Origin of the sequence: Amycolatopsis sp. NPDC004169, from assembly GCF_040610315.1 — a bacterium.
Taxonomy (GTDB): Bacteria; Actinomycetota; Actinomycetes; order Mycobacteriales; family Pseudonocardiaceae; genus Amycolatopsis.
Genome location: NZ_JBEXMD010000001.1, coordinates 268,756 through 280,923, shown reverse-complemented (window position 1 = coordinate 280,923; position 12,168 = coordinate 268,756). Strand labels below are relative to the sequence as shown.

General features: G+C 70.6%; 12 protein-coding genes. 8 read left to right on the top strand and 4 right to left on the bottom strand.

All coding sequences use genetic code 11. From position 1 onward, the window contains the following. Positions 1 to 93 precede the first annotated feature (93 nt). From ABZX11_RS01400 to ABZX11_RS01375, 6 genes are all read left to right on the top strand, one after another. On the top strand, positions 94 to 1,641 hold the full coding sequence (locus tag ABZX11_RS01400; RefSeq protein WP_254897059.1) for a protein kinase family protein: 1,548 nt from the start codon (positions 94 to 96) through the stop codon (positions 1,639 to 1,641). A gap of 31 nt (positions 1,642 to 1,672) precedes the next feature. Continuing rightward, complete coding sequence (gene sigM / locus ABZX11_RS01395; protein WP_086841008.1) at positions 1,673 to 2,296, top strand: RNA polymerase sigma factor SigM; 624 nt, start codon at positions 1,673 to 1,675, stop codon at positions 2,294 to 2,296. Further along, positions 2,293 to 3,072 carry a hypothetical protein gene (locus ABZX11_RS01390; protein ID WP_176173850.1) on the top strand — a complete coding sequence of 260 codons (780 nt, stop codon included), beginning with the start codon at positions 2,293 to 2,295 and terminating at the stop codon, positions 3,070 to 3,072. The genes sigM and ABZX11_RS01390 overlap by 4 nt, the downstream gene beginning before the upstream one ends. A 78-nt stretch (positions 3,073 to 3,150) precedes the next feature. Continuing rightward, the gene (trxB, locus tag ABZX11_RS01385) at positions 3,151 to 4,143 is read left to right on the top strand and encodes a thioredoxin-disulfide reductase (RefSeq protein ID WP_176173849.1); all 993 of its coding nucleotides are present in this window, start codon (positions 3,151 to 3,153) and stop codon (positions 4,141 to 4,143) included. Positions 4,144 to 4,177: 34 nt separating this feature from the next. Next, entirely contained in the window at positions 4,178 to 4,501 is a 324-nt protein-coding gene (gene trxA / locus ABZX11_RS01380; protein ID WP_003082899.1) for a thioredoxin, read from the top strand. Between the two features lie 279 nt (positions 4,502 to 4,780). After that, complete coding sequence (locus tag ABZX11_RS01375) at positions 4,781 to 5,932, top strand: N-acetylmuramoyl-L-alanine amidase (protein ID WP_176173848.1); 1,152 nt, start codon at positions 4,781 to 4,783, stop codon at positions 5,930 to 5,932. Positions 5,933 to 6,143: 211 nt separating this feature from the next. On the opposite strand, the gene ABZX11_RS01370 is transcribed toward ABZX11_RS01375, so the two are convergent. Beyond that, positions 6,144 to 6,788, bottom strand: coding sequence for a GNAT family N-acetyltransferase (locus ABZX11_RS01370; RefSeq protein ID WP_176173847.1), 645 nt, complete (start codon positions 6,786 to 6,788; stop codon positions 6,144 to 6,146). Between the two features lie 213 nt (positions 6,789 to 7,001). Here ABZX11_RS01370 and ABZX11_RS01365 point away from each other — a divergent pair, with 213 nt between their 5' ends. Next, on the top strand, positions 7,002 to 8,321 hold the full coding sequence (locus tag ABZX11_RS01365) for a PLP-dependent aminotransferase family protein (RefSeq protein ID WP_176173846.1): 1,320 nt from the start codon (positions 7,002 to 7,004) through the stop codon (positions 8,319 to 8,321). Positions 8,322 to 8,351: 30 nt separating this feature from the next. Beyond that, positions 8,352 to 9,296 carry a D-alanine--D-alanine ligase gene (locus tag ABZX11_RS01360; RefSeq protein WP_354908800.1) on the top strand — a complete coding sequence of 315 codons (945 nt, stop codon included), beginning with the start codon at positions 8,352 to 8,354 and terminating at the stop codon, positions 9,294 to 9,296. 124 nt (positions 9,297 to 9,420) lie between these two features. Here the strand turns inward: ABZX11_RS01360 and ABZX11_RS01355 are convergent, their stop codons facing one another. Genes ABZX11_RS01355 through rsmG form a run of 3 tightly spaced genes read right to left on the bottom strand, consistent with a single transcriptional unit; the run spans position 9,421 to position 12,091 of the window. Beyond that, on the bottom strand, positions 9,421 to 10,428 hold the full coding sequence (locus ABZX11_RS01355; protein WP_176173844.1) for a ParB/RepB/Spo0J family partition protein: 1,008 nt from the start codon (positions 10,426 to 10,428) through the stop codon (positions 9,421 to 9,423). Beyond that, positions 10,425 to 11,372, bottom strand: a complete 948-nt coding sequence (locus ABZX11_RS01350) for a ParA family protein (protein WP_254897058.1) — start codon at positions 11,370 to 11,372, stop codon at positions 10,425 to 10,427. Before ABZX11_RS01350 ends, ABZX11_RS01355 begins: the two co-directional genes overlap by 4 nt. Positions 11,373 to 11,428: 56 nt before the next feature. Further along, positions 11,429 to 12,091, bottom strand: coding sequence for a 16S rRNA (guanine(527)-N(7))-methyltransferase RsmG (rsmG, locus tag ABZX11_RS01345; RefSeq protein WP_354908797.1), 663 nt, complete (start codon positions 12,089 to 12,091; stop codon positions 11,429 to 11,431). Positions 12,092 to 12,168 lie beyond the last annotated feature (77 nt).

Genomic DNA, 12,168 nt, shown 5'->3' with positions numbered 1-12,168 from the left:
GTCGTATTCTGGGTACCCTCGACGACGGGGATCGAGCGGGAGCGAGTGAGGGTGGACACGAGGCGGAGCGAACAGGCGGGGGGTGCGAACCACGTGGGCAGGGCCCAGGTCGGATCGCTGGCCCCCGGGCGTGTGGTCGGCGACGGCCGCTACCGCCTCCTCGCGCAGTTCGGCGTGGACGAGCGGGGCGACGCGCACCTTTGGCGTGCGCGTGACGGGCAGCTGAAGCGGGACGTGGCGCTGACCCTGCTGGTCGGCGACCCGGCGGACCCCGAAGCCGCCCGGCTGGCCCGGCGGACGCTGGAGCGGGCCACGCACGCGTCGAAGTTCGGCCACGGCGGCGTCGCCCGCGTGCTGGACGTGCTCGCCCTCGGCAGCGGCATCACCTCGAGCGAAGGACTGCTCGGCGTCGTCGTCGCGGAGTGGACCAAGGGCAGCGACCTGGTCGACCTCGTCGCGCAGCGGCCGGTGGCGCCCGCCGCGGCCGCGCGGATGGTGCAGGCGCTGGCCGAAGCCGTCGAGCAGGCGCACCAGAACGGGCTCGTGCTCGGCCTCGACCACCCCCAGCGCCTGCGGCTGACGCCGAACGGCGCCCTCAAGCTCGCGTTCCCCGGCCCGCTGCCGGAGGCCACGCTGCGCGACGACGTCAAGGCGCTCGGCGCGGTGCTGTACCTGCTGCTGACCGGCCGCTGGGCGCTGCCCGGCGGCCCGCCCGCGATCCCGGCGGCGCCGATGACGCCGCAGGGCCGGATCGTCCCGCCGCGCCAGCTGGTGCCGACGGTCCCGGCCGACCTGTCGTCGCTGGCCGTCCGCACGATCGAGGACGGCGGCAACGGCGGCATCCGCACCAGCGCGGCCATCCTGCGCGTCCTCGACCAGGTGGCCGAGGAAGAGGAGCGCACCCAGCTGATCAAGGCTGTCGGCGGCGAGGTCGCCGAGCCCGACGGCACGATCTGGACGACGAAGAAGCCGGTCAAGGACGTCGCCCGGCGGCGCAAGCTCGCCCTCGGCGTCACCGTCCTGGTGGTCGCGACCGTCGTCATCCTGGCCTGGGGCGGCTTGATGCTGATCAACGTCTTCCAGGGCGATTCCAAGGCCAGCGGCCCGTCGATCAACGTCGCCGCGCCACCGGCGTCGAGCCAGTCGGCCGCGCCGCCCGCGTCGTCGTCCGCGCCCGCCCCGCCGCCGGCTCCCAAGGTGGGCGACCCGGTGAAGCCGCAGTCCGCCGCCGTCTACAACCCCGAGGGCAAGGGCGACAACACCGGCCGCGCGAAGAACGCGATCGACGGGAACCCCGGCACGGTCTGGAAGACCGAGCAGTACAAGCAGCAGTTCCCGGCCATCAAGCCCGGTGTCGGGCTGGTCGTCACGTTCGCCGACGACATCAACCTCAGCCAGGTGAAGATCAACGCCGGCACGCCCGGCACCAAGGTCGAGATCCGCTCGGCGACCGAGAAGAACCCCGACCTGGCCGACACGAAGGTGGTCGGCAACGGCGACCTGAAGGACGGCGAGACGACGATCGCGCTGGCGCAGCCGACCCAGGGCAAGTACTTCATCGTCTGGATCACCGCACTGGGTGGCGACGACGGCGAGTACCTCACCCAGATCGGTGATCTGTCCTTCCTGCCTGCGGGGTGACGCACCCGACAGGGTCAGTAGGCTCTGCCGGGTGACAGCTGCAGCTCCCACGGATGCGGATCTGATAGCGGCTCACGCCGCGGGGGACCCCCATGCGTTCAGCGAACTCGTCCAGCGACATCGCGACCGCATGTGGGCGGTGGCCCTGCGCACGGTCCGCGACCCGGAAGAGGCCGCCGACGCGTTGCAGGACGCGTTCATCTCGGCGTTCCGCGCGGCCGGGAACTTCAGGGCGGAGTCGCAGGTCACGACCTGGCTGCACCGGATCGTGGTGAACGCCTGCCTCGACCGGATCCGCCGCCGCCAGGCGCGACCGACCGTGCCGCTGCCGGAGACCGGCTTCAACGAGCCCGCCACACCCCGTGACTCGATGGCCGAGCGCGAGACCAGTCTGCTCGTGCGGGAGGCGCTCGACCAGCTGCCCGAAGAGCAACGTGCCCCGATCGTGTTGGTCGACGTCGAGGGATACTCCGTCGCCGAGACGGCGAAGATGCTCGGCATCGCCGAGGGCACGGTGAAGAGCCGGTGCGCGCGGGGCCGCGGGAAACTCGCGAAGGTTCTCGGGCACCTGCGGAACCCCGATGCGATTGCGAACGTCCCAACTCACGAAAGCAAACGGGCCGGGCGTCAGCCGGGTAGCGGGGAGGGACGATGACGGACGAAAGCCGGGGGATCGGGGGGACCGTCGGTCCGCCCTGGTCTGTCGACGTGCTCGCCGACCTCCACGCCGGTGTCCTGGACGACACGCAGGCGGCCGAGCTGTGGCCGCTGGTCAACGCCGACCCGGAGGCCCGGGCGGTCCTGGACGCCCTGGACGCCACGCAGTCCGATCTGGCTTCGCTCGCCGAAGCGCCGGCCCCGCGGATGCCCGCGGAGTTCGCCGCCCGGCTGGACGCGGCGCTGGCCGCCGAAGCAGCCGCCCGCTTTCCCGAACCCCGGCAGGCAGCTCCGGCACCGCAGGGCGCCCAGGTGGTGGACCTCGCGGCGGCGCGGCGGAAGCGGAACAAGCGGCTCGGCTGGGCCGCCGGCGTCCTGACCGCGGCCGCGGCCGCGGTCGTCGCCGTGACCGTCGCGATCCCGAACACCTCGCCCAAGCCCGGCACCCCGGACGTGGCCGCACCGGCTCCGACCGGCCCGTCGGTCGGCAGTGACGGCGCCGGCGCTCAGGCACTGGTCGGCAAGGCGATCGGCGTCCGCGACTTCGGCCCGCTGCAGAGCGAAGACCGCCTGGACGCGTGCATCGCGGCCGCCGGGCTGGACCCGAAGGTGCGCCCCGAGGGCATCCGCCCGGTGAACGTCGGCGGCAAGGCCGGGGTGATGATCATCCTGACCACCGGCAAGCTCGCCCAGTTCCGCCTGGTGGCCTTCGGCGCCGACTGCGGACCCGGAAATCCGGCTGTGCTGTTCGACAAGGTCGTCGGGGAGAAGTAGCGGCTGTCACGGCTGGGAACATGGCCACCTACGATCGTGTTGAGCCTGGTACAGGTCACTACGAGCGGAGGTCAACGGGTGGCTGCCGAGGAAATCAGGAACCTGATCGTGGTCGGGTCGGGTCCTGCCGGATACACCGCTGCCGTCTACGCGGCGCGGGCCCAGCTCGAGCCGCTGGTGTTCGAGGGCACGCAGTTCGGCGGCGCGCTGATGACGACGACCGAGGTGGAGAACTTCCCCGGGTTCCGCGACGGCATCATGGGTCCGGACCTGATGGAGGAGATGCGCAAGCAGGCCGAGCGCTTCGGCGCCGAGCTGCGCGCGGAGGACGTCGAGTCGCTGGAGCTGACCGGGGACGTCAAGTACGTCACCGCGAACGGCAAGCGCTACGCCGCCCGCGCGGTGATCCTCGCCATGGGTGCCGCGGCGCGGTACCTGAACGTGCCGGGCGAGCAGGAGCTGCTCGGCCGCGGCGTCTCCGCCTGTGCGACCTGTGACGGCTTCTTCTTCCGCGACCACGACATCGTGGTGGCCGGCGGTGGCGACTCGGCGATGGAAGAGGCGACCTTCCTGACGAAGTTCGCGAAGTCCGTCACGATCGTCCACCGGCGCGACGAGTTCCGCGCCTCCAAGATCATGCTCGAGCGCGCCCGCGCGAACGAGAAGATCAAGTGGCAGCTGAACTCGCAGATCACCGGGGTGCTCGGCGACGGCAAGGTCGAAGGCCTGCAGCTCAAGGACACCAAGGACGGCACGGAGTCGACGCTCGACGTGTCGGGCTTCTTCGTCGCCATCGGCCACGACCCGCGCAGCCAGCTGGTCAAGGGCCAGGTCGACCTGGACGAGGACGGCTACGTCGTGACGAAGGGCAAGACGTCCTTCACCAACCTCGACGGCGTCTTCGCGGCCGGCGACCTGGTGGACCGCACCTACCGGCAGGCGATCACCGCCGCGGGCTCCGGGTGCAGCGCCGCGATCGACGCGGAACGATGGCTCGCGGAGCACGGCGAGGCCGACGCCCACGAGGCGGCCGAACTGGTCGGCGGCGGCTACGGCGCGGGCACCAACTGACTTTCCGGCGTTCAACCCACTCGAAGGAGAAACCATGGCCAACACCGTCAAGGTGACCGACGCGACGTTCGTCGACGAGGTCCTGACCAGCGAGAAGCCGGTCCTCGTCGACTTCTGGGCCACCTGGTGCGGCCCGTGCAAGATGGTCGCCCCGGTGCTCGAGGAGATCGCGGCCGAGAACGGCGAGAAGCTGACGATCGCCAAGATCGACATCGACGAGAACCCGAACACGCCGCGTGACTACCAAGTGATGTCCATCCCGACGCTGATCCTGTTCCAGGGCGGCAAGCCGGTGAAGCAGATCGTGGGCGCGAAGCCGAAGGCCGCGCTGCTGTCGGACCTCGCCGACGTCCTCTGAACCGAACCAGCCCGGCGAACCCGGGGCCTGCGGGAATCTCCTGCGGGTCCCGGGTTTGTCGCGTTCGGGGGAATCTGTCCCAGAAGAGTTGAGTCGAGCGTGACAGCGACGACCGGGGGTACTCCACGATCGGGCCCTTGACGAACCGACCGGGCCTACGCTGTCACCCAGAGTTGGCAAGGCACAATAGAAGACCTGGGCTCGTCCCAGCGAAGGTTTTCCGAAGTCCTGCCACGCACCGAGCCCCCGAATCGGTGCCTTAGGAAGAGCGAGGAGTGCATGCGGGTACTCCGCCGCGGTGACGCCGGTCCGGACGTCGCCGAGATCAGGTCCATCCTGGCCGGGATGGACCTGCTCCCGCCGGTCACCGGGACCGACGAGGAGTACGGCGCGTTCGACGTCGCCGTCGAGCACGCCGTTCGTGCCTTCCAGCAGCGTCGTGGGCTGATGACCGACGGGATCGTGGGTCCGGCGACGTTCCAGGCGCTCAAGGGCGCCAGCTACCACCTGGGCAGCCGTCCGCTGTCCTTCATGATCTCGTCGCCGGTGCACGGCGACGACGTCTTCACGCTCCAGGAGCGGCTCACCGAGCTCGGCTTCGACGCCGGCCGCCCCGACGGCTACTTCGGCCCGGCGACCGAGCGCGCGCTCAAGACGTTCCAGCGCGACATGCGCCTGACGCCGGACGGCGTCTGCGGCCCGGCGACCATCCGCGAGCTGCACCGCCTGTCCTCGCCGCGGGCCCGGGGCGGGCGCCCCGTGTTCCTGCGCGAGCAGGAGCAGGTGCGCCAGGCCGGTCCGCGCCTGCGTGGCAAGCGCATCGTGATCGACCCGGGCCACGGCGGCGACGACCTCGGCGTGGTCGCCGGCGGCCTGCGCGAGGCCGACATCGCGTGGGACCTCGCCCGGCGGCTCGAAGGCCGGATGAAGGCCACCGGCATGGAGGCGCTGATCTCCCGCGGCCCGAACCACAGCCCGACCGAGCTGGAGCGCGCCAAGTTCGCCAACGACGCGGGCGCCGACCTGTTCCTCTCGCTGCACAGCGACAAGAACTCCTCGCCGCGCGCGCAGGGTGTCGCGAGCTTCCACTTCGGCAACGGCAACGGCACCACGTCCACCGTGGGCGAGCTGCTGGCCGGCTTCATCCAGCGCGAGGTGGCGGCCCGCACCGGCATGCTCGACTGCCGCACGCACTACAAGTCGTGGGACATCTTCACCCGCACCCGCTGCCCGGCGGTCCGGGTCGAGATCGGCTACCTGACGAACCCGGACGACGCCCGCAAGCTCGGCGACCCGGCGTTCCGCGACATCGTCGCGGAGGGCATCCTGATCGCCGTCAAGCGCCTGTACCTGCTCGGCGAAGGCGACCAGCCGACGGGCACGTTCACGTTCGCCGACGTCCTGGCGCACGAGCTCGCCAAAGCCGAATAGGGCCGACCACAACCCCTAGCGGCTCTCCTTCACCTGCCCCACCACCCCTGGGGACGCGACGCGCGCGTCCCCAGGTTTCGGGGCAGTTCTCCACAGCTTTTCCACCGCTCCTATCAGCGCTCTGTGGATAACTCGGCACTTCTTCCACAGTTGTGCGCACGTGCCTTCGAGGCGCGTGGACACCCAGGCGCAAACGTTTGCGGGTACGGAATCAGGCGCGGCCGAGGCTGGGCTCGGCGGTGGTGATCGTCACCTGGCCGAGCAGCCGCTCCAGGGCCGCCTCGACGTCTTCCTTCCAGGTGATCGCCGACCGCAGCTCGAGGCGCAGGCGAGGCCACTTCTGGTGCGGGCGGACCGTCTTGAAGCCGACGCTCTGCAGGAAGGCCGCCGGCAGCACGCAGCTGTGGCCGCCGTCGGGGTCCGGCTCGTCGGGCTTCGCGTCACCGAACGCCTCGATGGCGCGGACACCACGCTTGGTGAGGTCCTTGGCGACCGCCTGGACGAGCATCCGGCCGAGGCCACCGCCGCGGAACTCGGGGAGCACCTGGAAGGCGGTCAGCAGGACGGCGTCCGCGCTCGGCGGCGACGTCGGGAAGGCCAGCGCGCGCGGGACGGCGTTCGGCGGGGCGTACAGCACGAACCCGACCGGCAGCGTGTCGCTGTAGACGATCCGGCCGCAGGAGCCCCACTCGAGCAGCACGCTCGACACCCAGGCTTCCTTCTCGACCTCGGTCGCGCCGAACTCCTCGGCCTGGTGCTTGAGGTGCGGGGCGAGCTCCCAGTACACGCACCGGCGGCAGCTCTTCGGCAGGTGCTCCAGGTTGTCCAGTGTGACGCCCACGACGCGACGCGACACCCGCGACCTCCCTGACCTGCGCTCCCGACCGGCGGCCCGCTCGTCAGGCCGCGCGCTATCCACGGCACGAACACGGGAGCCAGGGTCGAGGATAGGCCGATGTGACGAGCACCGAAAGGCCAGGGGGTCCTGATGGGTGCCCGGTTACACTCGATGGGATCTACCAGCTCCCGCGGGAGTGACCGTGTCCACCGAGCCCCGGGTGAATCGTCGATGACCGAGAACCGCCCCAGCCAGCGGCCCAGCGGCCGCCAGAACCTCGACCCGCACCTCGAGCGGTACGCCGCGCGCACCGCGGGGATGACCGCCTCCGAGATCCGGGCGCTGTTCGCGGTGGCCAGCCGGCCCGAGGTGGTCTCGCTGGCCGGCGGCATGCCGAACCTGGCGGCGCTCCCGCTCGACACGCTCTCGGCGCAGGTGGCCGAGATCATCGCCGAAGACGGCCTGGTGGCGCTGCAGTACGGCTCGGCGCACGGCGTCCCGGTGCTGCGCGAGCAGATCTGCGAAATCATGGCCCTGGAGGGCATCAAGGCGCACCCGGACGACGTCGTGGTGACCGTCGGCTCGCAGATGGGCCTGGACATGGTCACGCGGCTGTTCTGCGACCCGGGTGACGTCGTGATCGCCGAAGGTCCCTCGTACGTCGGCGCGCTGGGCTCGTTCGCCGCCTACCAGGCGCAGGTCGTGCACGTCGAGATGGACGACCAGGGCTTGGTCCCGTCGCTGCTGCGCGAAGCGCTCGACCGGACGAAGAAGGCCGGCCGCCGGGTCAAGTTCCTGTACACGATCCCGAACTTCCACAACCCCGCCGGCGTCACGCTGGCCGTCGAGCGCCGCGCGGAGATCCTGGAGATCTGCCGCGAGCACGGTGTCCTGGTCGTCGAAGACAACCCGTACGGGTTGCTCGGCTTCGACGGGCAGACGTACCCCGCGCTGCGGTCGACCGACCCGGACAACGTCGTGTACCTCGGGTCGTTCTCGAAGACGTTCGCCTCCGGCCTGCGCGTCGGCTGGGTGCTGGCGCCGCACGCCGTGCGCGAGAAGCTCGTGCTCGCCGCGGAGTCGGCGACGCTGTGCCCGCCGACGCTGAACCAGCTGATCGTGTCGCGCTACCTGGCCACGCACGACTGGAAGGGCCAGATCAAGAAGTTCCGCGAGAACTACCGCGAGCGGCGGGACGCGATCCTGTCCGCGCTCGACCAGTACCTGCCGCCCGGCTGCTCGTGGACCAAGCCGGACGGCGGGTTCTACGTGTGGGTGACGGTGCCGGAGGGCGTCGACACCAAGGCGATGCTGCCGCGCGCGGTGACCGCGCGGGTGGCGTACGCGTCCGGAACCGGCTTCTACGCCGACGGGTTCGGCAGCCGCCAGATGCGGCTCTCCTACTGCTACCCGACGCCGGAGCGCATCCGTGAGGGCGTGCGGCGGCTGGCGGCGGTGCTGGAGTCCGAAATGGACCTCGCGCGCACCTTCGGTAGCGTGACCTCGCGCCAGATCAAGGGGCCGCAGAACCCGTCCCCGGACACGGTCTGATTCTTTCTTCTTCTTTAAGGAGTTTCCACGGTGGTCGACCGTACCGTTGCCGTGCTCGCCGGCGGGCTCTCGCACGAGCGTGACGTCTCGCTGAGGTCCGGGCGGCGGCTCTCCGCAGCGCTCAAGTCCGAGAGCTTCGGCATCGAGGAGTGGGACACCGACGGGGGCCTGCTGGAGCGGCTGCGCACGCAGCGCCCGGACGCGGTGGTCGTCGCGCTGCACGGCGGCGAGGGCGAGAACGGCTCGGTGCAGACGGTGCTGGAGATGCTGGGCGTGCCGTTCGTCGGCACCGGCTCCCAGGGCTGCCGCCGCGCGTGGGACAAGCCGACGGCGAAGGCACTGCTGCAGAACGCCGGATTCGTGACGCCGGACTGGGTGGTGCTGCCGCACAGCACGTTCCGCGAGCTCGGCGCCCAGGCGGTGCTCGACGCGATGGTGGAGCGCCTCGGCCTGCCGCTGATCCTCAAGCCGGACCAGGGCGGCTCCGCGCTCGGCACGCAGGTGGTGCGCGAGGCGGCGGAACTGCCGGCCGCGATGGTCGGCTGCTTCGCCTACGGGGACACGGTGCTCGCGGAGCGGTTCGTGGACGGCGTCGAGGTGGCCGTGACGGTCATCGAGGGCGAAGACGGCCCCGAAGCCCTTCCCGCGGTCGAGATCGTGCCGGAGAGCGGCGTGTACGACTACACGGCCCGCTACACGGCCGGCCTGACCGACTTCTTCACCCCGGCCCGGCTCGACGACGCCGCGGCCAAGGCGGTGGCCGAACTGGCCGTCGCCGCGCACCGCGTGCTCGGGCTGCGTGACATCTCGCGCACCGACGCGGTCGTCGCGGCGGACGGCACGGTTCACTTCCTGGAAGTGAACCCGTCGCCGGGTCTCACCGAGACGTCGACCGTGCCGATGGCGATCGAGGCGGCGGGCAAGTCGCTCGGTGCGGTGTTCGCCGAACTCATCGCGCGGGCTGTCTCCCGCTGACTCTTACCCACGCGAAAGGCCGCCTCGGAACCTCCGTGGCGGCCTTTTTCGTGTGATCACTTCGCGTGTACGTCACCGCTCCGAGGAGCAATCATCACCGTGACGAAACACCCCGGGGTGATCCCTAATCGGTTTTCGGTGTCTGATTCGTCCCGTTCGGATCGATGAGCGCGACGATTCGCTCGAGGTCGTCGACGGACCCGAACTCGAGCGTGATCCGGCCCTTCCGGCGGCCGAGGTCGACCTTCACCCGGGTGTCGAAGCGATCCGAGAGCCGGTTCGCGAGTTCCTGCAACCCCGGCGCCTGGATCGGCTTGCGCGGCGCGGGCTTCGGCTTGGCCGGCTTCTCGCTCTTCTTGAGCGTGACGGCTTCCTCGGTCGCCCGGACCGACATGCCCTCCGCGACGATCCGCGCGGCGAGCTCCTCCTGGCTTTCGGCGTCCTCCAGCGACAGCAGCGCGCGGGCGTGGCCGGCGGACAGGACGCCCGCGGCCACCCGGCGCTGCACCGGCAGGGGGAGCTTGAGGAGCCGGATCGTGTTGGTGATGACCGGGCGGCTGCGCCCGATCCGGCTCGCCAGCTCCTCGTGGGTAACCGCGAACTCGTCGAGCAACTGCTGGTACGCCGCCGCCTCTTCGAGCGGGTTCAGCTGGACGCGGTGGATGTTCTCCAGGAGCGCGTCGCGCAGCATCGACTCGTCGGCGGTCTGCCGGACGATCGCCGGGATCGCCTCGAGCTCCGCCTGCTGCGAAGCACGCAACCGCCGCTCGCCCATGACGAGCTCGTACTCGTCGTTCCCGAGTTCGCGGACGACGATGGGCTGCATGAGCCCGAACTCGCGGATCGAGTGCTCGAGTTCGGCGAGCGCGTCTTCATCGAAGACCTGGCGCGGCTGCTTCGGGTTCGGCTTGATCGAGCTGACCGGGATCTCGCGGTAGACCGCCCCGGCTACCTCGCCGCTGACCTCCGGACGCTGGCCGGCCGCGCCGTTCGCCGCGAACCAGCCCTTGTCCTCGGCCGTCTTCTTGTCGGCCGCGTCGGCGGACGGCGTCGGCAGTGGCCCGCCGGTGGCCGGTCCGGTCGGGATCAGGGCGGCGAGGCCGCGCCCCAGCCCTCCTCGACGCTCGGTCATGTCGAACTACCCTTCTCCATTTGTGCGCCGCGCTCGGCGATCTCCTTGGCCGCGTCGACGTAGCTCATCGCCCCGCGCGAGCCGGGGTCGTAGGCGAGCACGGTCTGGCCGTACCCGGGTGCCTCGGACACCTTCACGCTGCGGGGGATGACCGTCTTGAGGACGGTGTCGCCGAAGTGGTTCCGGACCTCGTTGGTCACCTGGTCGGCCAGCTTGGTGCGGCCGTCGTACATGGTGAGCAGGATCGTCGAGACCCGGAGTTCGCGGTTGAGGTGCTGCTGCACGAGCTCGATGTTGCTCAGCAGCTGCCCCAGACCTTCGAGCGCGTAGTACTCGCACTGGATCGGGATGAGCACCTCCTGCGCGGCGACCATCGCGTTGACTGTCAGCAGGCCGAGCGACGGCGGGCAGTCGATGAGGACGTAGTCGACGCCGATCTCGTCGAGGATCTCCGAGGAGATGGCCTCCTTGAGCCGGGACTCGCGGGACGCCATCGAGACGAGCTCGATCTCGGCGCCGGCGAGGTCGATCGTCGCGGGGACGCAGAAGAGGTTGGGGGACTGCTCGGTCGGCTGGGCGGCCTCGGCGAGCGTCACCTCGCCGATGAGCACCTCGTAGATGGAGGGCGTCCCGGACCGGTGGTCGACGTCGAGCGCGGTGCTCGCGTTGCCCTGCGGGTCGAGGTCGACGACGAGCGTCTTGAGCCCGTGGACCGCGAGCGCGGCGGCGAGGTTCACCGTGCTGGTGGTCTTGCCGACGCCGCCCTTCTGGTTGGCGACGGTCAGCACGCGGCGACGCCCGGGGCGGGGGAGTTCCCCCTCCTTCGGGTGCAACAGACGCGCGGCGCGGGCGGCTTCTTCGGCGATCGGCGTCCAGCCCACGTCGTGGCTGGTCTCCGTGGAGTCGGACGGCGGGGGATTCACCGGTCTCGACACCTCCTCCATCTAGACGTCTGGTCGGTGGTCGAGTCGCTTCGTTTCACGTGGAACATCGCGGCCCGTTAACGCTTCCTGCTCCGCGCCTTCGGCTTCGTCGCCGACGGCAGGCGCCGGATCTTCACAACCGTGCTGGGGACCTCTAGTACGGCGGCACCGCACTCGACGATCAGCGGGTCGGCCCCGCCGGCCTTCCGGATGGCGGCACCGTCCCGCTCGACCTCGTCCGTCGCGCTGGCGCCCTTGAGGGCGACCAGGAAGCCATCGGGACGAACGAGCGGCAGGCACCAGTCCGCGAGCTTGGCGAGCGGGGCGACCGCGCGAGCGGTGACGATGTCGGCGCCACCGAGCTGCTCACGCACAGGCCGCTCCTCCGCGCGTCCACGGACGATGGTGATCGGGAGTTCCAGCTTCTCGGCCACCTCGGCCAGCCAGTCCACCCGGCGGGCCATCGGTTCGAGCAAGACGATATCGAGGTCCGGTCGCGCGATCGCCAGCGGTACACCCGGAAGCCCGGCGCCGGACCCGACGTCGACCACGCGGGCGCCTTCGGGCATCTGCTCGCCGATCACCGCCGAGTTGAGCACGTGCCGTTCCCACAGCCGCTCGACTTCCCGCGGACCGATCAGCCCCCGCTCGACCCCGTGCCGCTCCAGGAGTTCGACGTACCCGGCCGCTCGGTCGACGTGCTCTCCGAACACCCGCGCCGCCGCCTGCTCCAAGCTCACTCCGTCTACTCCTCGTCCGCCGGTTTCACGTGAAACCGCGCTCGCTCGATTGTCCCCGATGAACCGGAGAAGACGAG

Coding starts and splice junctions, on each gene's coding strand:
- ABZX11_RS01365 (WP_176173846.1), top strand. CDS start 7,002: ATGACCGAGAACCGCCCCAGCCAGCGGCCCAGCGGCCGCCAGAACCTC.
- ABZX11_RS01350 (WP_254897058.1), bottom strand. CDS start 11,372: ATGGAGGAGGTGTCGAGACCGGTGAATCCCCCGCCGTCCGACTCCACG.
- ABZX11_RS01355 (WP_176173844.1), bottom strand. CDS start 10,428: ATGACCGAGCGTCGAGGAGGGCTGGGGCGCGGCCTCGCCGCCCTGATC.
- trxA (WP_003082899.1), top strand. CDS start 4,178: ATGGCCAACACCGTCAAGGTGACCGACGCGACGTTCGTCGACGAGGTC.
- ABZX11_RS01390 (WP_176173850.1), top strand. CDS start 2,293: ATGACGGACGAAAGCCGGGGGATCGGGGGGACCGTCGGTCCGCCCTGG.
- ABZX11_RS01375 (WP_176173848.1), top strand. CDS start 4,781: ATGCGGGTACTCCGCCGCGGTGACGCCGGTCCGGACGTCGCCGAGATC.